The following is a 20,598-nucleotide window of genomic DNA, read 5'->3' on the forward strand; positions in this document are numbered from 1 at the left end:
CAGGGACGCGGTGACTCAGCAGGGGGCGGAGGCGAGGTCGTGCCAGTACAGCCGGTTGCCGCCCTGGCGCTTGGCTTCGTACAGCGCCGCGTCGGCGTTGGCGTACCAGTCGTTCCAGTCCGAATGCGGATCCACCCGGCTGATGCCGATGCTGACCGGGCAGATGTGCGGCGCCGGGTGCGGCACGCCCAGCAGGTTCTGCACGGTGGCGAGCACGAACTCGCCGATGCGGCGCAGGTCCTCGACCGTGCCGGCGGCCACCAGCAGGCAGAACTCGTCGCCGCCCAGGCGGCACGCCGTGTCGTCCGGCCCGGCCACCGAGCGCAGGATGTTGGCGACGTTCTGCAGCACGCGATCGCCGACCAGGTGACCGTGGGCGTCGTTGATGTGCTTGAAGCGGTCGCAGTCGATCAGCAGCAGGCCCGGGCCGGGCGAGCGGCCATCGCGGCGGCACTCCTGCAGGCGCAGGATCAGTCCGCGGCGGTTGTGCAGGCCGGTCAGTTCGTCGGTCCGCACCAGTTCCTCGGTCTGGCTGAGCTGGTGGGTGGTGGCGTAGAGGTTGTCCAGCGCCGCTTCCAGGTCGCGGTTGCGCCGGCGCAGCTGACGGATCAGGGTCTGCTCGTTCATCACCACGCGCATGATCGTGCGGCGCAGGAAGTAGGCGACCACGCCCGGGTCGCGCTCGACCAGGCGCTGGAAGTCGTCGTGGTCCAGTTCCACCAGGGCGCCGTCGCTGGCGGCGAGCGCGTCGGCGCTGCGCATGTGGTTGCCGATCAGCAGGCCCAGCTCACCGAAGAACTCGCCATGGCCGAGGTGCTTGACCACCAGGTCCTCGCCGAAATCCAGATCGATCACGCCGCTGGTGATCACGAACATCGCGCTGCCGCCGTCGCCACGGCGGAACAGCACATCGCCGGCGCGCACCGTCCGGGCGCGACCGAACTCGGAAAACAGACGCAATTCTGCGGCGGTCAGCACCGCCAGCTCGTTCGGCTTCGGAGCGACCGCAGCGTTGGAAATTGTGCCGCGTGCGGTGGATGCGGCGCTGTCGCAGCTCATCCGGCCCCCTAATGTGACGTCGCTGGCCCTGTCCGCGGAGCATAGCACCTACACGCCGCGCTCACGATACGTTTCACAGGCAATCTCGCCCCTGCAAGAGACATCGCAAGCCGCCGCTGCGACGATCTGTCGCACGCGGTAGACAGCGCCGTTCCGCCGACGGCAGCGCAAAAAAAGCCCGGGCGAACCCGGGCTTCCCACCTCCTGCCAGGGAGGGGCGATCGATCGGCGCGCCTGGCTGCAGGTCAGGCCGCTTTCTCGCCATGGAACTGCTCTTCCTCGGTCGAGCCCTTCAGCGCGGTGGTCGAGGACTGGCCCTGCTGGATTGCCTGGGTCACCGCATCGAAGTAGCCGGTGCCGACCTCGCGCTGGTGCTTGACCGCGGTGAAGCCGCGGTCGGCGGCGGCGAACTCGGCCTCCTGCAGTTCGACGAAGGCGCTCATCTGCCGGCGCGCGTAGCCGTGCGCCAGGTTGAACATCGAGTAGTTCAGCGCATGGAAGCCGGCCAGGGTGATGAACTGGAACTTGTAGCCGTAGCTGGCGATCTCGCGCTGGAACTTGGCGATGGTGGCGTCGTCCAGGTTCTTCTTCCAGTTGAAGCTGGGCGAGCAGTTGTAGGCCAGCAGCTTGCCGGGGAACTTGGCGTGGATGGCCTCGGCGAACTTGCGCGCGAACTCCAGGTCCGGCTTGCCGGTCTCGCACCAGATCAGGTCGGCGTAGGGCGCGTACGCCAGGCCGCGGCTGATCGCCTGGTCCAGGCCCTTGTGGGTGCGGAAGAAGCCCTCGACCGTGCGCTCGCCGGTGGTGAACGGGCGATCGTTGGGGTCGATGTCGCTGGTCACCAGGTCGGCGGCCTCGGCATCGGTGCGCGCCACCAGCAGCGTCGGCACGCCCATCACGTCGGCGGCCAGGCGCGCGGCGTTCAACTTCTCGATCGCCTCGCGGGTCGGCACCAGCACCTTGCCACCCATGTGTCCGCACTTCTTCACCGAGGCCAACTGGTCTTCGAAGTGCACGCCGGCCGCGCCGGCCTCGATCATCGCCTTCATCAGCTCGAAGGCATTGAGCACGCCGCCGAAGCCGGCCTCGGCATCGGCCACGATCGGCTGCAGGAAGTCGATCTCGTCCTTGCCCTCGGCGTGGTGCAACTGGTCGGCGCGCAGCAGGGTGTTGTTGATGCGCTTGACCACCGCCGGCACCGAGTCGGCCGGGTACAGCGACTGGTCCGGGTACATCTGCCCGGCCAGGTTGGCGTCGGCGGCGACCTGCCAGCCGGACAGATAGATGGCGTTGAGCCCGGCCTTGACCTGCTGCATCGCCTGGTTGCCGGTCAGCGCGCCCAGCGCGTTGACGAAGTCCTTTTCATGCAGGTACTTCCACAGCTTCTCGGCGCCGAGCCGGGCCAGCGAGTGCTCCACGTGCACCGTGCCGCGCAGGCGCACCACGTCGGCGGCGGTGTAGTTGCGGGTGATCCCGGCCCAGCGCGGATCGGTGTCCCAGTCGCGCTGGATCTGTTCGGCGGTCTGCAGCGTGGTGCTCATCTGGCGTTCTCCTCGAAAAAAGGGATGCAGCGATGAAACGGTGGGGGTGTGCCGGATAACGAGCTTGGAAGGCTCGGCAGGGATCAGACGCAGGGACATCGCTCTCACGATTCCCCATTCCCGACTCCCCACTCCCGGCTTCAATCAATCAACTGATAGGCCGGCAAGGTGAGGAAGTCGGCCAACGCCTCGTCGCGCGTCAGGCGGTCGAGCAGCGCGATGGCCTCGTCCACGCGCGCCCCGCCCGGCAGCAGCGCGCGCTCGCCCAGCCGCGCCGGCAACTGCCGCAGGCAGGCGTCGAACAGGGCGAAGTCGATGGCGGTGCCGTCGTCCAGGTGCAGGCCGCCCACGTGCAGCCACTGCCACAGCTGGCTGCGGCTGATCTCGGCGGTGGCGGCGTCTTCCATCAGGTGGTGGATCGGCACGCAGCCGTTGCCGTCCAGCCACGCCGCCAGGTAGCGCACGCACACTTCGATGTTGCCCTCGAAGCCGGCGCGGGTGATGGTGCCGGTGGACGGGGCGATCAGCGTGTCGCGGTCGGCCTGCACGTCCTCGCGGCGCACCGCGTGCTGGTTCGGCGTGCGCATGTGCTCGTCGAACACGGCGCGGGCGATCGGGATCAGCGCCGGGTGCGCCACCCAGGTGCCGTCGTGGCCGGCGGTGACCTCGCGCAGCTTGTCCGCGCGCACCCGCGCCATCGCCTGCTCGTTGGCCGCCTCGTCGTGGCCGATCGGGATCTGCGCGGCCATGCCGCCCATCGCATGCGCGCCACGGCGGTGGCAGGTGCGGATCAGCAGTTCCGAGTAGGCCTTCAGGAACGGCTGGGTCATGGTCACCTGGCCGCGCTCGGGCAGCACCCGGTCCGGATGCCGGCGGAAGGTCTTCAGGTAGGAAAAGATGTAGTCCCAGCGGCCGCAGTTCAGGCCGACGATGCGTCCGCGCAGCGCATGCAGGATCTCGTCCATCTCGAACACCGCCGGCAGCGTCTCGATCAGCACGGTGACCTTGATCTGGCCCTGCGGCAGGCCGAGCATGTCCTCGATGTGGGCCAGCGCGGTCTCCCACAGCGCCGCTTCCTCCATCGACTGCAGCTTGGGCAGGTACAGATACGGACCGCGGTCCTTGGCCTGCAGCGCGCGACCGTTGTGGAAGGCGAACAGCGCCGCATCGAACAGGCCGCCGGCCAGGGGCTGGCCATCGACCAGCACGTGCTTCTCGTCCAGGTGCCAGCCGCGCGGGCGCACGATCAGCACCGCCTGCTCCTCGTAGGGCCGCAACGTATAGCGCTTGCCCGGGCTGCCGTCGCGCGCGGCCGGCGCGGTGAAGGTCAGGGTCCCGGCCACCGCCTCGGCCAGCGCGCGCTGGCCGGCGACCAGGTTGCGCCAGGTCGGCGCGGTCGAATCCTCGAAGTCCGCCATGTACACCTTGGCGCCGGAGTTCAGCGCGTTGATGACCATCTTCGGATCGGTCGGGCCGGTGATCTCGACCCGGCGGTCCTGCAGCGCCTCGGGCAGCGGCGCCACCTGCCAGTCGCCGTCGCGGATCGCGCGGGTGTCGTCGCGAAAGTCCGGCAGGCCGCCGGCGTCGAAGAACGCCTGGCGCTCGCGCCGCGCGGCCAGCCGCGCCTGCCGCTCCGGCTCGATCGACCGGTGCAGCGACACCAGCAGGGCCAGCAGCGGCGGCGGCAGCAAGGCGTCCTGGCCGGCCAGCGAGGTGGTCAGGGCGATCCCCGGCGTTGAACGCGTGGGGTCTGGAGCGACAGCGAAAGCGGGGGCGGACATGTGGGGATTCCTCGATGTTTCCGGGGCTCCACCCTGCTTCCAGGCCATGTATTTGACAAAGCAGTTTTGTCAATGCTTTATATAAGTAAGCCTTATATCTGTCACATCATGGCCACGGGAAGCGCTGCAACCCCCCGATTTCCTTACAAATCCGACCGGCTCAAGCCGTTGCGCGCGTTCTGCCAGACGGTGCGCCTGGGGGCGGTGTCGCGGGCCGCGGAGGCCTTGTTCGTCAGCCAGCCGGCGGTGACCCTGCAATTGCAGGCGCTGGAACGCGAACTGGGCGTGGTGCTGTTCGAGCGCAGCGGCCGGCGCCTGGTGCCCAGCCGCGAGGGCCAGTTGCTGTACGAGATGGCGCAGCCGCTGGTGGAGAGCCTGGACCGGCTGGAGGCGGATTTCCGCGAGAAGGCGCGCGGACTGGACGCCGGCGAGCTCAATGTCGCCGCCAACAGCTCCACCATCCTCTACCTGCTGCCGAAGATCGTGGAGGCCTTCCGTGCACGCCACCCGCAGGTGCGGCTGACCCTGCACAACGCGATCAGCGCCGACGGCACCGACCTGCTGCGCGAGGACGCGGTGGACCTGGCGGTCGGCTCCATGCTCGATGTCCCCGCCGACCTCAGCTACGCCCCGGTGTACCGGTTCGAACAGTTGCTGATCGCCCCGCACGACCATCCGCTGGCGCGCAAGCCGAAGCTGACCCTGGAGGACCTGTCGCCGTACCCGCTGATCCTGCCGCCGCGGCGCCAGGTCACCTACCGCCTGGTCGACCTGGTGTTCCAGCAGGCGCGCGTGCCCTACACCGTGGCGCTGGAAGTCGGCGGTTGGGAAGTGATCAAGCAGTACGTGGCGATGGGCATGGGCGTGTCCATCGTCAGTTCGATCTGCCTCACCGACGCCGACCGCGCGCGCCTGGCCACCCGCGCGCTGGGCGATTACTTCCCTGCGCGCAGTTACGGCGTGGTGGTGCGCAAGGGCAAGTACCTGTCGCCGCAGGCGCGCGCCTTCATCGAGCTGATCCAGCCGGACCTGTTCACCCCGCGCGGCTACGACGAGAGCGGGCCGTCGGAGCGGTAGCCGCGCACGGCCGCGCGTCAGCGGCGCGCTTGGGCTCTGCTACCGTGGCGGCACGCCCGCTGCACACCGACCGCCCGTGTCCCTGCCCTCCCGCTACGCCGAAGCCGACGCACCCCCGGCGCTGCGCGACCGCCTGCGCTGCAGTTGGCGATTCCGCCAGGGCGAAGCCGAGACCGCCGCGACGCAGGTGCTGCCGGATGGCTGCGTCGACCTGATCTGGGACGGCCGCGCCCTGTTCGTCGCCGGGCCGGACCGCCGCGCCACCGATGCCAGATTGGCGCCAGGCAGCGTGCTCACCGGCGTGCGCCTGGCCGCCGGTGCCGGCGCCAGCCTGCTCGGCGTGCCGCTACACGCCATTGCAGACCAGCGTGTGCCGCTGGAGGCGCTATGGGGCGTCCGCGGCCGCGACTGGCAGGCACGGATGGAAGACACCGCCGATCCGCTGACGGCTTTGCACACGCTGTGCGCGAGCCGGCCGCTGCACCGCGACTCCGCGATGGCCTGGCTGTTCGCACAACTCGCCGGCGACGCACCGCCGCGGCTGGACTCGCTGACCCATGCGCTGGGCGTCAGCGAACGCACCTTGCGGCGACGCAGCCACGACGCGTTCGGCTACGGCGCCAAGACCCTGGAGCGCATCCTGCGCCTGCAACGCTTCCTGGGCCTGGTCCGCCAGCATCCCAGCCTGACCGCGGCCGCCCTCGAGGCCGGCTACGGCGACGCACCGCACCTGGTGCGCGACAGCCGGCAACTGACCGGCCTGCGCCCGCGCGACCTGGTGCAGCGGCACGCGCGCTGAGCTGGCCGTTTTCGCCAAGCCGGCGGCCGCACGGTGGTCGATACTGGCGCCCCGTCCAAAGGAACCGCCCATGTCCCGCGCCGAACAGCATCACCGCATCGACTATCTGGAATTCGCCGTCGCCTCGATCGCCGCGGCCAAGGCCTTCTACGGCCAGGCCTTCGACTGGACCTTCCAGGACTACGGCCCGGACTACTGTGAATTCCGCGACGGCCGCCTGAGCGGCGGCTTCTTCCACGGCACGCCGCAACCCGGCGGCGCCCTGGTGGTGCTGTACTCCAACGACCTGGCCGCCACCCAGGCGCGCATCGAAGCCGCCGGGGGCCGCATCGTGCGCCCGGTGTTCGACTTCCCAGGCGGGCGCCGCTTCCACTTCGCCGACCGCGACGGCTACGAGCTGGCGGTGTGGTGCGAGGGCTTCTGACGGCACCGCGGCACCAGCAGGTTGCCTCCGCAGGAGCGGCTTCAGTCGTGACGGGCACTCCCGGTAACGCCTGTCGCGACTGAAACCGTTCCTACGGATCAGGTCGCGTCATTGCGCGCGGTGCCCTACAGCCGCGCCCACTCGAATCCCTCGCCGCGGCGGTAGAACACTGCCAGCGCCTTGCCGTAGACGCTGTCGGCATCGACGAAGCCGAAATAGCGGCCATCGAAACTGTCGCCGCGATGATCGCCCATGACCAGCAGTTTGCCGGGCGGCACCCGCACGTCGTGCAGATCCGGGCCGCCACCCGCGTCCAGATCCAGCCGCGCGATGCGCGCGCCGAAGCGCTCCGCATCGCCCGCCGCGCCCACCTGCAGCGGCTGGCCGTTGATGGCGAGATGGCCATCGCGCACGTCGACGCGATCGCCCGCCACCGCCACCACGCGCTTGATCAGCCGGGTGCCGTCGTGCGGCGAGTCGAACACCGCCACATCGCCGCGCTGCGGCCGGCCGCGTTCGAACACGCGGTATTCGGTGAACGGCACGCGCAGCCCGTAAGCGCTCATGTCCACGGCGACGCGATCGCCGGGCTGCAGGGTCGGCTGCATCGAACCGGAGGGCACCACATAGTGATTGGCGAAGGACGACCGCGCGGCGGTGAGCAGCAACAGCATCACCACCATCGGCAGCAGTTCCTTGCGGCTCCAGCGCGCGGCGCGCTGCAGGCGGGTGGCATGCGGATCGGCGTGGGTCATGGGGCACCTGGGATGAGCGAGGGTGGCACGGGTCGTGCCATCGCGACAGTGCGCGCTTGGCGGCTCGGAGGGCCAGTGACGAAAGGCATGGCGCCGCCCGGCACAGACGCCTGCCGACACCATGCAGACGGCAACTACTTGCAGTCCGGAAACTCGCCCACTTTGACGACCGGAGGCAGACGTTCCTCGTTTCCGCCATCACTCCCTTGCTCGCCATCGAGATAGGTGATCCGCGCGCCTTTACCGTCGCGACGCACCGCGTAAAGCGGTTCGTTCCGGTCGGAGTACACCACGAGCTTTCCGTCTTCGACGCGCGTCGACAACAAGGCCGGCGTCAAAGCCCCGCCCTCGTAGCGCTGGATCAACAGCCGAGTGCCATCGACGGCAGGCAGGATCCATAGCGTCGTCCCCAGCAACTCCCCCTCTTCCTCGATGCGACAGACGTTGGAGAAGCTTTGCGGCCGCGATGCGCTGAAATGCGCCGGCCCCGTCGCCGCGCCCACCAGGAGCGCCATGGCAAACATCATGCTTCGATACTCCCATGCATCAGATGGATAAATCAGCAGCGATCATGCCGCCCTGTCGAGACACGTTACCAGGGCGCCCTTTCCCGGCCGCAGCGCGCGTCAGCGTGCGAGCAAAAGAACGGCGGTTACGCCGTCGGCCGATGCCTACGGCATGACCTCGATGCGGTTGGACGTAGCGGCCTTGAGGGAACCCACCTGACCGGAAACATTCGCGGCGGTGGTCGCCGGAAGTTCGCGGTATCGCAACAACGGCTGCACAGCCACCAGGTAGCGGCGTCCAGGCACGACCCGGTAGTTCCGGGACAGATCCACCGCCGCGGATTTCGACTCGCCCGGACCCAGGATCACGTCGGGCCTCGAACCCGGCAGCTGGCTCACGTAGATGCCGCGGTAGGCCACAGCGCTTCCGTCCTCCTGCAGCACTCGTAACACATTCGCTTGCAGTCGCCCGTCGCGGTTCACCTCGGGGATATCGGCATCCGGCACCGCGATCGGCTGATCGCCCGCATTGACCAGGGTGATCGTGATGACCGCTGCGCCCGCGCGCTTGCTGCCTGCTTGCGCGTGTTCCAGCCGGATCTCCAACCGCCCTGCGGCAGACGCCGCAAAACAGGCGCCCAGCAGCGCCATACCGACAATCCAGCGTCCCTTCATGACCATCTCCTTGTGGATGGAGTATCCGGACACTCCAACAAAAAACGGGATGGCCGCAAGGCCATCCCGTTCTCCACACACCAGATCGGCGCAGCGCCGATCAGTTCTTCAGACCGCGGTTTTCCAGCAGCGGCTCGACGCTGGGGTCCTTGCCGCGGAAGTCGCGGTACAGGGTGGCCAGGTCGACGGTGTTGCCGCGCGAGAGGATCTTGGCGCGGAAGATGTCGCCGTTGGCGCGGGTCAGGCCGCCGTGTTCCTTGAACCACTGGAACGCGTCGTCGTCGAGCACTTCCGACCAGAAGTAGGCGTAGTAGCCGGCCGAGTAGCCGCCGCCCCAGATGTGGTCGAAATAGGTGGTGCGGTAGCGCGGCGGCACTTCCGGCAGGTCCACCTTGTACTTCTTCAGCGAGTCGGCCTCGTACTTGTCCACGTCCTGCAGCGGCGCGTCGGCCGGCAGGGTGTGCCAGGACAGGTCGAGCAGCGCCGCCGACAGGTACTCGGTGGTGGCGTAGCCCTGGTTGAAGGTGCGCGACTTCTTGATCTTCTCCACCAGGTCGGCCGGCATCGCTTCGCCGGTCTGGTAGTGCTTGGCGTAGTGCGCGAACACCTTCGGATCCGACGCCCAGTGCTCGTTGAACTGCGAGGGGAACTCGACGAAGTCGCGCGAGGTGGCGGTGCCGGCCAGGGTCGGATACTTCACGTTGGAGAACATGCCGTGCAGCGCATGGCCGAACTCGTGGAACATGGTGGTGACGTCGTCGAAGCTCAGCAGCGCCGGCTGGCCGGGAGCGGGCTTGGTGAAGTTGCAGACGTTGTAGACCACCGGCTTGGTGCCGGTCAGGCCGTTCTGGCCGACGAACTCGTCCATCCAGGCGCCGCCGGACTTGCTGTCGCGCTTGAAGTAGTCGGTGTAGAACAGCGCCAGCGACTTGCCGTCCTTGTCGAACACTTCATAGACCTTCATCCCGTCGTGGTAGGTGGGGATGTCGGTGCGTTCCTTGAAGGTGAGGCCGTACAGCTGGTTGGCGGCGTAGAAGACGCCGTTCTGCAGCACGTTGTCCAGTTCGAAGTACGGCTTGATCTGCGCTTCGTCGAGGTCGTACTTGGCCTTGCGCACCTGCTCGGCGTAGAAGTCCCAATCGGCGGCGGTGAGCTTGAAGCCGCCCTTCTGCGCGTCGATCACCTTCTGCATCTCGGCCGCTTCGCTGCGCGCCTTGGCGGTGGCGGCGGGCACGGTGTCGGTGAGCAGCTTCAGCGCCGCGGCCGGGGTCTTGGCCATCTGGTCGCTGAGGCTGTAGGCGGCGTAGCTGTCGAAGCCGAGCAGCTTGGCCTTCTGCGCGCGCAGCTGCGCCAGGCGCTGCACGGTCTGGCGGGTGTCGTTGGCATCGCCCTTCTCGGCGCGCGACTGCGAGGCGGCCATCACCTGCTGGCGCAGGTCGCGGTCCTTCAGCGAGGCCAGCACCGGCTGCTGGGTGGTGTTCTGCAGGGCCAGCAGGTACTTGCCGTCGAGCTTGCGCGCGGTGGCGTCCTGCGCGGCCGAAGCGATGTCGCCGTCGGACAGGCCGTCGAGCTTGGCCTTGTCGTCCACCACCACCGCACCGGCGGCGGTGGCCGCGACCAGCTTGGTGTGGAACTGCGTGGCCAGGGTGGTCTCTTCGACGTTGAGCTTGCGCAGGGTGGCCTTGTCGGCGTCGGACAGCTGCGCGCCGGCGCGCACGAACTCCTGGTATTCGTACTCGACCAGGCGCTTCTGCTCCGGGTCGAGGGTCAGCGTGTCGCGCTGGTCGTACAGGCTCTTGATGCGCGCGAACAGCTTCGGGTCCAGGCTGATCTCGTCCTGGTGCGCGGCCAGCTTGGGCGCGATCTCTTCCTGGATCTTCTGGCGGGCATCGTTGGTGTCGGCCTGGACCAGGCCGAAGAAGATGCGCGACACGCGGGTCAGGGTCTCGCCGCTGCGCTCCATCGCTTCCAGGGTGTTGGCGAAGGTGGCCGGTTCCGGGTTGTCGGCGATCTTGCGGATCTCGGCCAGGTGCTGCTTCATGCCCTCTTCGAAGGCCGGCAGGTAGTCGCTGTCCTTGATCTTGTCGAACGGCGGCGCCTGGAACGGCAGCGTGCTGGGGGTCAGCAGCGGGTTGGCGGCGGCGGCGGGCTGCGCGGCGGCCGGAGCAGCGGGGGCGGCGGGCACGGGGGTGGACTCCTTACCGGAACAGGCAGCCAGCGCCAGGCTGATGGCGGCGGCCAGAACGACGTTACGCGACATGAGGTGGAACTCCTGGGAGGACCTTGGGGCCAAGACAGCCGCCCACGTTACCGGGTTTGCATGGCAGCGGCATGTGCCATTGGCTCGGCCCGGCGCGGCAGCCAGCCGGCGTACAGATGGCCGGGCGCAGGCATGGCGCCAGCGCCCTACTCACGGTGCCGGCCACGCGACGCGTTGCACGGCCGGCGCCCCGCAGGGAGCGCCGGCGCGCGAGGCTCACTGCCCGCCGGGCAGCGGCAACGCCTCGTCCTTGAAGATGGCCACGTGCGGCACGCCGTCGGCGCCGATCCAGCCGCGGTACATGCCCTCGGTGTTGAACGGGAAGGCCACGCTGCCGTCGGCGCCCAGCGCGATCGCACCGCCGTCGCCGCCGGCCTTGGGGATCTGCTGGTCGATCACCGCGTCGGCGGCCTGGGCCAGGCTCTGTCCGGCGTACTTCACCCGCGCGCAGATGTCGTAGGCGGCCACCGCGCGGATGTAGAACTCGCCCCAGCCGGTGCCGGACACCGCGCAGCGGCTGTCGGCGAAGGTGCCGGCGCCGATGATCGGCGAATCGCCGACGCGGCCGTAGCGCTTGTTGGTCATGCCGCCGGTGGAGGTGCCGGCGGCCAGGTTGCCCTGCAGGTCCAGCGCCAGCGCACCGACCGTGCCGAAGTGCTTGGCGGTCTCCAGATCGGCGTGCGCCTGCTTGTTGGCTTCTTCCTTCAGCGCCTGCTGCAGTTGCTGCCAGCGCTTCTCGGTGCGGAAGTAGGACGGCGCGACCAGCGCGATCCCGTGCTGCTTTGCGAAGACCTCGGCGCCATCGCCGACCAGCATCACGTGCTCGGACTGGTCCATCACCGCGCGCGCCAGTTCGATCGGGTTCTTGACCCGGTGCACGCCGGCCACCGCGCCGGCCTTGCCGGTGCGGCCGTCCATGATCGCCGCGTCCAGTTCGTTGCGGCCGTCGTGGGTGAACACCGCGCCCTTGCCGGCGTTGAACTGTGGCGAGTCCTCCAGCACGGTGATCGCCGCGGCGACCGCATCCACCGCCGGCTTGCCCTGCGCCAGCAGCGCCTGCCCGGTACGCAGCGCCTTCTCCATGGCCGCGCGCGCCTCGGCCAGGTCGGCCGGGCTGCTGCTGGCGCGCTCGACGCCGGCGCCGCCATGGATCACCAGGGTGGTGGCGGGAATCTCGCGCATGCGCCCGTCCTGCACCGCGTAGTAGCGGTGGAAGATCGGTGCCTCGACGCGGCCGTCGGGCAGGTGCAGGGTGGAACCGGGGCCGACCCCGACGGTCTCGATGCGGGCGGCCTGCAGCGGCTGCCCGGCCGGGGTGGGCGGTTGCAGCGGCCCGGCGACCACGGTGGCCACGGCCTGCGGATCGGTGGCATAGACGCGCGCGGTACCGTCGCCCTCCACCGCCAGCGCGGCGCTCTCGTCCACGCCCAGGCCGATCAGCGGTTCCCCCTTGGGCGCCAGCGTGGCGGCCTTGGCGCGGAACGCGAACAGGCGACCGAGGCGGTCGCGCTCGCGGAAGTGGGTATCGGTGATGACCCGCTTGAGCAGATCCAGGTGCAGGAAGTCGGTCTCGATGGTGACCGCCGGCCCCAGCGGATCGGCCAGCGCCGCCGGGCTGGTGATGCTGCCGCCGTCCATCGAGCCGTACAGGTACTCGCCCAGCATCGCCAGGCCGGCGCTGGTGCCGCCCAGCGGCTTGCCGGCGCGCACGTGCGCATCCAGCGCGTCGGCCACCGGGGTGTTCTTCCAGTAGCGCACGTAGCGCGACTGGTCGCCGCCGGCGATGAAGATGCCGTCGGCGCGGGCCAGCGCGCGCAGCAGCGCCGGATCGCTGGAGGCGCCGCGGCCGCTGAACACGAACGTCTCGACCGAGGCCACGCCGCCGACCTTGCGGTAGAACTCCTCGCCCACCTCGTTGGCCTGCGAGGCGCGCAGCACCACCACGTGGCCGTGCCCGGCCTTGGCCATGAACCAGCGCAGCGCGTCGTAGTTGCGGTCGCCGCCCCCCATCAGCAGCAGGCCGGGCGACACCGGGCCGGGTGTGGGCGCGGCCGGATCGCCGACCAGGTACTGGCGGTAATCGCGCGCGACGGCGGGCGTGGCCAGGCACAGGCCCAGCAGCAGCGACATCCAGGGCCGGAACATGCCGACGGAACGGGTCATGCGGATCTCCTCGGGAACGGGGCGGGCAGGCGAGCGTGCGGCTCGTTGCTGAGAGGGGACGAACGGCGGCACGGTTTCCCCCCGCCGCCGTCACCCTCCCACGTCGGCGCGCGCGGCACTTGCCCGCACGCACCGGCGATCGGCTAATGTGGGATCCATGTCCGCTTCCCTCGACGATTGGTTCGTCCAAGAAATCCTCGTCCACGAGCAGGCGCTCAGCGGCTACCTGCGGCGCTGCTGGCCGCATCGCGAGGAGTGGCACGACCTGCGCCAGGAGATTTACGTGCGCGTCTACGAGGCCGCCGGCAAGGCCCGGCCGAGCCTGCCCAAGTCGTTCCTGTTCGCCACCGCGCGGCACCTGATGACCGACCGGTTGCGCCGCAACCGGGTGGTGTCGATCGAGGCAGTGGGGGATCTGGAGTCGATGCACGTCCTGATAGACGAGCTGTCGCCGGAACGCTGGTGCGGCGGACGGCAGGTGCTGGGCCGGCTGGCGGCGGCCTTCGACCGGTTGCCGGACCGCTGCCGCAGCGTGGTCTGGCTGCGGCGGGTCGAGGAACTGCCGCAGAAGGAGGTGGCCGTGCGCCTGGGAATCAGCGAGAAGAGCGTGGAGAAGCACGTGGCCCGGGGCATGCGCCTGCTGGCCGATCATTTCCATGGCGACGACGGCGCGGCGGCGCCGGCGAAGCCGATGCAGGCGCGGGCACGCGATGGACAGCAGGTGGATTGAGGCGCGTGCGGCGGCCTGGCTGGCGCGGCGCGACCGCGACGACTGGTCCGACGCACGGCAGGCGCGCCTGGATGCCTGGCTGGCCGCGGCCACCGCGCACCGGGTGGCGTTCCTGCGCCTGCAGGCCGCCTGGCAGGAGAGTGGGCGCCTGCAGGCACTCGGCGCCGGCCAGCGCGATGGGCAGGTGCCCGAACGCGGCCGCTGGCAGGGCCTGGGCGGCCGCAGCACGCTGGCGCCGGCCGCCACGGCCGCCACCGCCGCGCCGGACCTGCGTGGCCTGCGCTTCGCCCCGCGTCCGCGTGCGCCGCGGCGACGGCGCTGGCCGGCAGCGCTGGCGGCCGCGCTGCTCGGTGCCGCGGTGCTGTCCCTGGTCTGGCGGCATGCCGTCGAACCGGTGCCGACCGCCTATGCCAGCGTCACCGGCCAGCTGCGCCCGGTGGCCCTGGCCGACGGCTCGCAGGCCACGCTGAGCAGCGACAGCCGCATCGCGGTGGCGCTGTCGCGCGCGCAGCGGCGCATCGACCTGCAGCGCGGCGAGGCGTTCTTCGCGGTGAGCAAGGACCCGGGCCGGCCCTTCGTGGTCGACAGCGGCGCGCGCCGGGTGGTGGCGGTGGGCACGCGCTTCGCGGTGCGCCGCGAGGCCGATGCGCTGCGCGTGGTGGTCACCGAAGGCACGGTGCGGCTGGAATCGGCGGGCGCGCCGCAGGCGCCGCCGCTGCTGCTGCATGCCGGCAGCATCGCCCAGGCCGGGCCGCACGGGGTGCTGGTACGCCGGGTCGCGCTGGCCGAGGCCGAGCGCGCGCTGGACTGGCGCAGCGGCTACCTGAGTTTCGACGACACCCCGCTGCAGGCGGCGGTGGCCGAGTTCAACCGCTACAACACGGTCAAGCTGCAGGTCGCCGATGCCGGTGCCGCGGCGCTGCGGGTCGGCGGCAACGTGCGCTGGTCCAACGTCGACGCCTTCGTGCGCCTGCTCGAACAGGGGTTCCCGATCCGCGCCGAGCGCCACGGCGACACGGTGTTGTTGCACAGCCGGTAAGCCGTCCCGCGCCGCGCCGCGCCGGGCGGGCGCGGCGGCGGGGGGATTTGTCGGTCTCGTTCGTCTGGAGCTACTGAGGCGCGCTCCGCGCCCGTTTGGGGAGAAAACTCGATGCGGTATCCGATGCGTGCCCTGCTGCTGAGCATGGCCTGTGCGAGCGCCTGTGCGGCGCAGGCGCAACCCGCTGCCGTTGCCGCCACCGGCACGGTGGACGTCCCCGCCGGCCCGCTGCGCGCGGCGCTGGACACCCTGGCGCGGCAATCCGGCGCGCAACTGATTTACCGTGCCGACCAACTGGGCCAGGCCCGCAGCGGCGGCGCGCACGGCCAACTGGACACCGCACAGGCGCTGCAGCAGGTGCTGCGCGGCAGCGGCTTCGTCGCCCAGCGCGACCCCTCCGGCGCCTGGCTGGTGCGGCGCCAGGAGCCGGCCCCGGCCCGCGCGCAGCCGGTCCGTGCCACCGCGCCGGCTGCGGCGGCCGAGGCGCCGGTGGCGCAACTGGACACCCTGCGCGTGACCGGCTCGCGCATCCCGCGCACGCAGGTGGAAGGCCCCGCGCCGATCAGCGTGATCAGCGCCGAGCAGATCAAGGCCAACGGCTTCACCTCGGTGCCGGACGTGCTGCGCGCGATGACCCAGAACGGCGGCGAGACGCAGAGCCCGCAGTCGGCCAGCGGCGCGGACTTCTCCCCCGGCGCGCAGCAGGTGGACCTGCGCGGGCTCGGCCCCAACCACACCCTGGTGCTGGTCAACGGCCGCCGCATCGCCGACTTCCCGATGCCGTTCAAGGGCCGCAGCAACTTCACCGACATCTCCAACATCCCGCTGGGCATGATCGACCGCATCGAGATCCTGACCGGCAGCGCCTCGGCGATCTACGGCTCGGACGCGATCTCCGGCGTGGTCAACTTCATCCTCAAAAAGCACGCCGACGGCACCACGCTGGACTACCGTTTCGGCGACACCACCCGCGGCGGCGGCGAGAGCTTCAACCTCAGCCTCAGCAGCGGTTGGTCGCGCGGCAATTTCGACGCGGTGTTCGGCGCCGAACTGGTCTCGCAAACGCCGCTGTGGGCCTACGAGCGCAGCCGCCAGGACAGCACCCTGGACGGCCCCACCGCACGTTCGCAGGTGCCGCGCCGCACCTTCCTGCGCACCGACGGCAACGACGACTACCTGGACCCGGGCGCGGACACCTGCGCGGCGGTGTCCGGCCTCAACGGCGGCAGCACCGGCTACGCCACCCGCCCCGGCTACGGCGCGTTCTGCGGCAGCAGTGCCTCGATCGGCTACGGCACCATCACCAACAAGCGCCGCGGCCTCAACGGCTACGCCTCGCTGCGCTACGCCTTCGACAACGGCAGCGAGTGGTTCGCCGACGTGCAGGTGGGCTACCACGAGCTGTCGCTGTTCCGCGACGTGACCCAGTGGGGCTACATGGCCCCGGACGGCAACGAGGAAGGCTATTTCTACAACCAGGCCACCGACCAGGTGGAAGCCTGGGGGCGCCAGTTCAGCCCGGAAGAAATGGGCGGCCTCAACGCCGGCACCATTCGCACCCGGCAGAAGACCTTCAGCGTCACCACCGGCTTCAAGGGCCACCTCGGCGCGGACTGGGACTACGAGACCAGCCTCAGCCACTCGCAGTACCAGGCCACGATCAGTTGGCCGCAGATCGTCGCCGCGCGCGCCAATGCGCTGTTCCTCGGCCCGCAGCTGGGCGTGGACGAAGACTCGGGGCTGCCGATCTTCAACGCCGACCCGCAGCGACTGTACACGCCGCTGAGCCGTGCCGAGTACGACAGCATCGCCCAGCGCACGGTGTACCAGCCGCGCTCGCGCACCGACACCCTCGCCTTCACCGCCACCAACACCGCGCTGTTCTCGCTGCCCGGCGGCGATGCCGGCATGGCGGCGACCGCCGAATTCGGCAACCAGTCCTACAACCTGCGCCCGGATCCGCTGGCCACGCAGTACTACTACTACAGCTGGAAGGACTCCGACGGCCACGGCAGCCGCAACCGCTGGGCGCTGGCCAGCGAGCTGCGCCTGCCGGTGCTGTCGACGGTGTCGCTGAGCCTGGCCGGGCGCTACGACCAGTACCGCTTCGCCGGGCGCTCGCTGGGCAAGTTCACCTACAGCGGCGGGCTGGAGTGGCGGCCGGTGGCCACGCTGCTGGTGCGCGCCTCCTACGGCACCGCGTTCCGCGCCCCCGACCTGCACTACGTGTATGCCGGCCCCGGCAATGACGAGACCACCGGCGTGGACTACTACCGCTGCGCCAGCGAGGAACCGGGCGTGGCGATCCAGGACTGCAGCTACAACGAAGAGGCGGTGATCCGCGGCCGCAGCGGCAACCGCGCGCTGAACCCGGAGAACAGCACCTCGTGGACCGCCGGCCTGGTGTGGTCGCCGATGGCCGACCTGGACCTGTCGGTGGACTACTTCAACATCGACATGCGCGACCAGGTGCAGGACCTGCGCGTGGACCAGGTGCTGCGCGACGAGGCCGACTGCCGCCTCGGCGTGCTGCAGGCCACCTCCACCACCTGCCAGCAGGCGCTGGCACGGGTCACCCGCAGCGCCGACGGCCGCCTGTACGGGGTCTACGTCAACCCGATCAACATCGCCCGCGAACGCACCAACGGCATCGACCTCAGCGCGCAGTACCGCCTCGACACCGGCATCGGCACCTTCCGCCTGAGCGGCAACTACACCTGGGTGCGCCGCCACGACATCCAGGTGTACGCCGGCGAAGCGATGGTGGACGAGTTCGCGGTCAACAGCGGCTACGACATCCCGCGCACCAAGGCCAGCGCCAGCGTGTCCTGGGAGCGCAACGCCTGGACCGCGACGCTGCACGGCGAACGCCTGGGCCGCCTGCCGACCTCCGATTCCTACGACCAGGTCTACGACCCGGAGAGCGGCGACAGCCCGTGGATCGGCGCCACCTACCGCTACAACGCCTCGCTGCAGTACCGCTTCACCGACCACGCGCAGTTGTCGCTGACGGTGACCAACCTGTTCGACAAGATGCCGCCGCACGACCGCACCTATACGTCGTACCCGTACTACGACGTGTCCTGGTTCGACACCGTGGGCCGCAGCGTGTACCTGCAGTACACGCAGAAGTTCGGCGGCAGCGCGCTGTAGCGCGGGGGTCAAGGCCTGCATGTGGGAGCGGCGTCAGCCGCGACGAGCGGAAGGTCGGCTGACACCGTCCGTCGTCGGGACTGAAGTCCCTCCCACAGTGCAGTCCTCCAGCGATCCTGGCACCGCATTTGTGGGAGCGGCTTCAGCCGCGACGAGTGAAGCCCAAAGCCACCCGGCACCTTCCTGCGTCGGACTGAGTCCCTCACACAGTGCGGTCTTCCGGCGATCCTGGCGCCGCACTTGTGGGAGCGGCTTCAGCCGCGACGAGTGAAGCCCAAAGCCACTTGGCACTTTCCTGCGTCGGACTGAGTCCCTCCCACAGTGCAGTCCTCCAGCGATCCTGGCACCGCACTTGTGGGAGCGGCTTCAGCCGCGACGAGTGAAGCCCAAAGCCACTCGGCACCTTCCTGCGTCGGACTGAGATCCCACACACAGTGCAATCTTCCGGCGATCCTGGCGCCACACTTGTGGGAGCGGCTTCAGCCGCGACGAGTGAAGCCCAAAGCCACTTGGCACCTTCCTGCGTCGGACTGAGATCCTCCACACAGTGCAGTCTTCCGGCGATCCTGGGGCGGCACTTGTGGGAGCGGCTTCAGCCGCGACGAGTGAAGACCAAAGCCACCTGTTACATTGCTGCGTCGGGACTGAAGTCCCTCCCACAACAACATCCGACCCATTCACTGCTCCTACGGCATCGGTTGGCGCCGTGGGGCAAAACGGCGGATGGCGCCGCCGTCAGCCGCCGCTGCCCGTCACAAGGTATCGCGGTGCTTGCCGCGCCACGGCCGGTACCATTCGCGGATCGCGGCGATGTCCGCCTGCATGTCCTCGCCGGTCCACACCACCTCGCCGAGGCCGACGGTGCGGCTGGGGTAGTCGAAGTACACCGGGAAAATCGGTACCTGCGCGCCGTGGGCGATCTTCCAGAACCCGGTCTTCCACTTCTCCACACGCTTGCGCGTGCCCTCGGGGGTGATCACGTACCACATGCGTTCGGCGCCGCGGATCAGCGCCACCGCCTGTTCGACCACGCCGCGTGGCGAGTTGCGGTCCAGCGGGATGCCGCCGAGCCTGCGCAGCAGCGGTCCCAGCGGCCACCAGAACAACTGGGTCTTGCCCAGCACGCGCACCTCGAAGCCGACCGCGAACTTGACTGCGAAGCCCAGGAACCCGTCCCAGTTGGACGAATGCGGGGCCACGATCATCACCAGCTTGGGCACGTTGGGGAACTCGCCCACGACCCGCCAGCCGGTCAGCCGCAAGGCGGTGCGGCCAAGCCAGCGCATGAAGCGGCTGGGCCTGACCATCGGCATGTTCGGGGGCGCTGCGGGCAGGCGGTAATCGCGTTCGGTCAAAAGTCACTCCCAGCGGCCGGGCGAGCGGCCGCGTTTGATCTGGCTGCGCTCGCGCTTGGCGTCCAGGCGTCGCAGCTTGGCGCCGTGCGAGGGTTTGGTGGCGATGCGCCGCTTCGGCACCGACAGCCCGGCGGCGATGAACTCGGCCAGGCGCTGGCGCGCATCGTCGCGGTTGCGGTCCTGGGTACGGAAGCGCTGCGCATCGATCACCAGCACGCCGTCGGCGGTGATGCGGCGGTCGCGCCGCGCCAGCAGGCGCGCACGCAGCGGCTCCGGCAGCGACGGCGAGCCGGCCAGGTCGAAACGCAACTCGACCGCGGTGGCGACCTTGTTGACGTTCTGCCCGCCGGCGCCGCTGGCGCGCACGAAGCGCTCGACGATTTCGTCCTCCGGAATCGTCAGGCTGCTCGAGATGTGGATGGCCCCGTTACCCATGGCGCGGATTGTAGGGTATTCGCCGGACCGCCCGGTTTCCGCGTCGGCGCCGCCTGAACGAGCCAGGGAGCGGACGCCGGCCGGTCGCACGTCCCCACGCGCGGCGGCGGCGGCGCGGCGATTGCCGTATTCTGGCCGCCGGTCATCGTTCTGCAGGATGCTCCATGCCCCCGATTCCGCGCTTCTTCCAGTGGCCGCAGCGCCTGCTGCTGGCCCTGCTGCTGGCCCTGGCCGCGCTCCCGGCGCTGGCCGAACCGCCCACCGATGCCGACGTCAACCGCCTGCTGTCGGCCTCGCGCGCGCAGAACATGCTCGACACCATGCTGCCGCAGATCGAGGCGATGCAGCGCCAGCAGTTCGCCCAGCTCACCGCGCAGCACCCGCTCGACGCCGCCCAGCAGCAGAAGCTGCAGCAGATCCAGGAGCGCACCCAGGCCACCGTGCGCAAGGCGCTGTCCTGGCAGGAAATGCGTCCGCTCTACGTCAACCTGTACAAGCAGACCTTCTCCAAGCAGGACGTGCTGGCGATGGCCGAGTTCTACGAGAGCCCGGCCGGCCAGAGCCTGCTCGACAAGACCCCGCAACTGATGCAGAACCTGATGGGCGCGATCCAGCAGAAGATGACCCCGCTGTTCGCCGACCTGCAGAAGGACCTGGAACAGACGGTCAACGCGCCGCCGGCCAAGTGACGCGGCATCGATTTTGCGCTGTCGTAGATACCGTCTTCCCCCCTAGCAGGCAAGGCCCCTTTTCGGATCGAACGCCGTGCCCGATTTGAGAACCCCGTAGGCCAGGTGCAGGAGCTTGCGCATGGCGGCACACACGATCTGCTTGCCGGTTTTGCCA

The 20,598-nt window shown here is 69.6% G+C and carries 17 protein-coding genes and 2 pseudogenes; 7 read left to right on the forward strand and 12 right to left on the reverse strand.

All coding sequences use genetic code 11. The annotated features are described in order from the left end of the window. Positions 1-15: 15 nt before the first annotated feature. From SLW56_RS18145 to aceB, 3 genes are all read right to left on the reverse strand, one after another. Positions 16-1,059, reverse strand: a complete 1,044-nt coding sequence (locus tag SLW56_RS18145) for a GGDEF domain-containing protein (RefSeq protein WP_017908068.1) — start codon at positions 1,057-1,059, stop codon at positions 16-18. Positions 1,060-1,304: 245 nt separating this feature from the next. Then, entirely contained in the window at positions 1,305-2,600 is a 1,296-nt protein-coding gene (aceA, locus tag SLW56_RS18150) for an isocitrate lyase (RefSeq protein WP_017908067.1), read from the reverse strand. A gap of 140 nt (positions 2,601-2,740) precedes the next feature. Further along, positions 2,741-4,381, reverse strand: coding sequence for a malate synthase A (aceB, locus tag SLW56_RS18155; protein ID WP_320695264.1), 1,641 nt, complete (start codon positions 4,379-4,381; stop codon positions 2,741-2,743). Between the two features lie 108 nt (positions 4,382-4,489). Between aceB and SLW56_RS18160 the strand changes: the two genes are divergently transcribed. From SLW56_RS18160 to SLW56_RS18170, 3 genes are all read left to right on the forward strand, one after another. Next, positions 4,490-5,458 (forward strand): LysR family transcriptional regulator, encoded by a 969-nt coding sequence (locus tag SLW56_RS18160; protein ID WP_026144209.1) that lies wholly within the window; start codon positions 4,490-4,492, stop codon positions 5,456-5,458. A gap of 76 nt (positions 5,459-5,534) precedes the next feature. Further along, on the forward strand, positions 5,535-6,257 hold the full coding sequence (locus SLW56_RS18165) for a helix-turn-helix domain-containing protein (protein WP_017908064.1): 723 nt from the start codon (positions 5,535-5,537) through the stop codon (positions 6,255-6,257). Positions 6,258-6,327: 70 nt separating this feature from the next. Beyond that, positions 6,328-6,681 (forward strand): VOC family protein, encoded by a 354-nt coding sequence (locus tag SLW56_RS18170; protein WP_153751637.1) that lies wholly within the window; start codon positions 6,328-6,330, stop codon positions 6,679-6,681. 125 nt (positions 6,682-6,806) lie between these two features. On the opposite strand, the gene lepB is transcribed toward SLW56_RS18170, so the two are convergent. From lepB to SLW56_RS18200, 6 genes and pseudogenes are all read right to left on the reverse strand, one after another. Further along, complete coding sequence (gene lepB / locus SLW56_RS18175) at positions 6,807-7,436, reverse strand: signal peptidase I (RefSeq protein ID WP_295843445.1); 630 nt, start codon at positions 7,434-7,436, stop codon at positions 6,807-6,809. Positions 7,437-7,570: 134 nt separating this feature from the next. After that, entirely contained in the window at positions 7,571-7,963 is a 393-nt protein-coding gene (locus SLW56_RS18180) for a hypothetical protein (RefSeq protein WP_295946363.1), read from the reverse strand. Positions 7,964-8,107: 144 nt separating this feature from the next. Next, positions 8,108-8,617 (reverse strand): hypothetical protein, encoded by a 510-nt coding sequence (locus SLW56_RS18185; RefSeq protein WP_295914886.1) that lies wholly within the window; start codon positions 8,615-8,617, stop codon positions 8,108-8,110. 100 nt (positions 8,618-8,717) lie between these two features. Further along, positions 8,718-10,877 (reverse strand): peptidyl-dipeptidase Dcp, encoded by a 2,160-nt coding sequence (dcp, locus tag SLW56_RS18190; RefSeq protein WP_017908059.1) that lies wholly within the window; start codon positions 10,875-10,877, stop codon positions 8,718-8,720. A 216-nt stretch (positions 10,878-11,093) separates the two neighbouring features. After that, positions 11,094-12,059, reverse strand: coding sequence for an isoaspartyl peptidase/L-asparaginase (locus tag SLW56_RS18195; RefSeq protein ID WP_232757215.1), 966 nt, complete (start codon positions 12,057-12,059; stop codon positions 11,094-11,096). A 216-nt stretch (positions 12,060-12,275) separates the two neighbouring features. Next, positions 12,276-13,040 (reverse strand): annotated as a pseudogene (locus SLW56_RS18200) (cyanophycinase); the annotation flags it as partial. Between the two features lie 157 nt (positions 13,041-13,197). On the opposite strand from SLW56_RS18200, the gene SLW56_RS18205 reads away from it, so the two are divergent. The 3 genes from SLW56_RS18205 to SLW56_RS18215 all read left to right on the forward strand — a co-directional run bounded on the left by SLW56_RS18205 (position 13,198) and on the right by SLW56_RS18215 (position 17,962). Next, a complete protein-coding gene (locus SLW56_RS18205; RefSeq protein ID WP_043094104.1) occupies positions 13,198-13,770 on the forward strand; it encodes a sigma-70 family RNA polymerase sigma factor in 573 nt (190 codons plus the stop codon). Next, positions 13,751-14,809, forward strand: coding sequence for a FecR domain-containing protein (locus SLW56_RS18210; RefSeq protein WP_043094103.1), 1,059 nt, complete (start codon positions 13,751-13,753; stop codon positions 14,807-14,809). The genes SLW56_RS18205 and SLW56_RS18210 overlap by 20 nt, the downstream gene beginning before the upstream one ends. A 123-nt stretch (positions 14,810-14,932) precedes the next feature. Next, a complete protein-coding gene (locus SLW56_RS18215) occupies positions 14,933-17,962 on the forward strand; it encodes a TonB-dependent receptor (protein WP_320695265.1) in 3,030 nt (1,009 codons plus the stop codon). Positions 17,963-18,714: 752 nt separating this feature from the next. Here the strand turns inward: SLW56_RS18215 and SLW56_RS18220 are convergent. Next, positions 18,715-19,269, reverse strand: coding sequence for a lysophospholipid acyltransferase family protein (locus SLW56_RS18220; protein ID WP_017915508.1), 555 nt, complete (start codon positions 19,267-19,269; stop codon positions 18,715-18,717). Between the two features lie 51 nt (positions 19,270-19,320). Further along, entirely contained in the window at positions 19,321-19,752 is a 432-nt protein-coding gene (gene arfB / locus SLW56_RS18225; protein ID WP_017907723.1) for an alternative ribosome rescue aminoacyl-tRNA hydrolase ArfB, read from the reverse strand. A 164-nt stretch (positions 19,753-19,916) separates the two neighbouring features. Between arfB and SLW56_RS18230 the strand changes: the two genes are divergently transcribed. Further along, positions 19,917-20,441 carry a DUF2059 domain-containing protein gene (locus SLW56_RS18230; protein ID WP_017907724.1) on the forward strand — a complete coding sequence of 175 codons (525 nt, stop codon included), beginning with the start codon at positions 19,917-19,919 and terminating at the stop codon, positions 20,439-20,441. Positions 20,442-20,483: 42 nt separating this feature from the next. On the opposite strand, the pseudogene SLW56_RS18235 reads toward SLW56_RS18230, so the two are convergent. Continuing rightward, positions 20,484-20,598 (reverse strand): annotated as a pseudogene (locus SLW56_RS18235) (IS110 family transposase); the annotation flags it as partial.

Origin of the sequence: Xanthomonas sp. LF07-6 (assembly GCF_034105445.1) — a bacterium.
In the GTDB taxonomy this organism is placed as follows: Bacteria; Pseudomonadota; Gammaproteobacteria; order Xanthomonadales; family Xanthomonadaceae; genus Xanthomonas_A; species Xanthomonas_A sontii.

What these genes read in the sequence shown, in the direction of transcription:
- aceB (WP_320695264.1), bottom strand. Translation starts at nt 4,381, where the DNA reads ATGTCCGCCCCCGCTTTCGCTGTCGCTCCAGACCCCACGCGTTCAACG.
- arfB (WP_017907723.1), bottom strand. Translation starts at nt 19,752, where the DNA reads ATGGGTAACGGGGCCATCCACATCTCGAGCAGCCTGACGATTCCGGAG.
- SLW56_RS18145 (WP_017908068.1), bottom strand. Translation starts at nt 1,059, where the DNA reads ATGAGCTGCGACAGCGCCGCATCCACCGCACGCGGCACAATTTCCAAC.
- SLW56_RS18230 (WP_017907724.1), top strand. Translation starts at nt 19,917, where the DNA reads ATGCCCCCGATTCCGCGCTTCTTCCAGTGGCCGCAGCGCCTGCTGCTG.
- SLW56_RS18170 (WP_153751637.1), top strand. Translation starts at nt 6,328, where the DNA reads ATGTCCCGCGCCGAACAGCATCACCGCATCGACTATCTGGAATTCGCC.
- SLW56_RS18220 (WP_017915508.1), bottom strand. Translation starts at nt 19,269, where the DNA reads ATGGTCAGGCCCAGCCGCTTCATGCGCTGGCTTGGCCGCACCGCCTTG.
- SLW56_RS18205 (WP_043094104.1), top strand. Translation starts at nt 13,198, where the DNA reads ATGTCCGCTTCCCTCGACGATTGGTTCGTCCAAGAAATCCTCGTCCAC.
- SLW56_RS18195 (WP_232757215.1), bottom strand. Translation starts at nt 12,059, where the DNA reads ATGCGCGAGATTCCCGCCACCACCCTGGTGATCCATGGCGGCGCCGGC.
- SLW56_RS18210 (WP_043094103.1), top strand. Translation starts at nt 13,751, where the DNA reads ATGGACAGCAGGTGGATTGAGGCGCGTGCGGCGGCCTGGCTGGCGCGG.
- lepB (WP_295843445.1), bottom strand. Translation starts at nt 7,436, where the DNA reads ATGACCCACGCCGATCCGCATGCCACCCGCCTGCAGCGCGCCGCGCGC.
- SLW56_RS18180 (WP_295946363.1), bottom strand. Translation starts at nt 7,963, where the DNA reads ATGATGTTTGCCATGGCGCTCCTGGTGGGCGCGGCGACGGGGCCGGCG.
- SLW56_RS18160 (WP_026144209.1), top strand. Translation starts at nt 4,490, where the DNA reads ATGGCCACGGGAAGCGCTGCAACCCCCCGATTTCCTTACAAATCCGAC.
- SLW56_RS18215 (WP_320695265.1), top strand. Translation starts at nt 14,933, where the DNA reads ATGCGTGCCCTGCTGCTGAGCATGGCCTGTGCGAGCGCCTGTGCGGCG.
- dcp (WP_017908059.1), bottom strand. Translation starts at nt 10,877, where the DNA reads ATGTCGCGTAACGTCGTTCTGGCCGCCGCCATCAGCCTGGCGCTGGCT.
- aceA (WP_017908067.1), bottom strand. Translation starts at nt 2,600, where the DNA reads ATGAGCACCACGCTGCAGACCGCCGAACAGATCCAGCGCGACTGGGAC.
- SLW56_RS18185 (WP_295914886.1), bottom strand. Translation starts at nt 8,617, where the DNA reads ATGAAGGGACGCTGGATTGTCGGTATGGCGCTGCTGGGCGCCTGTTTT.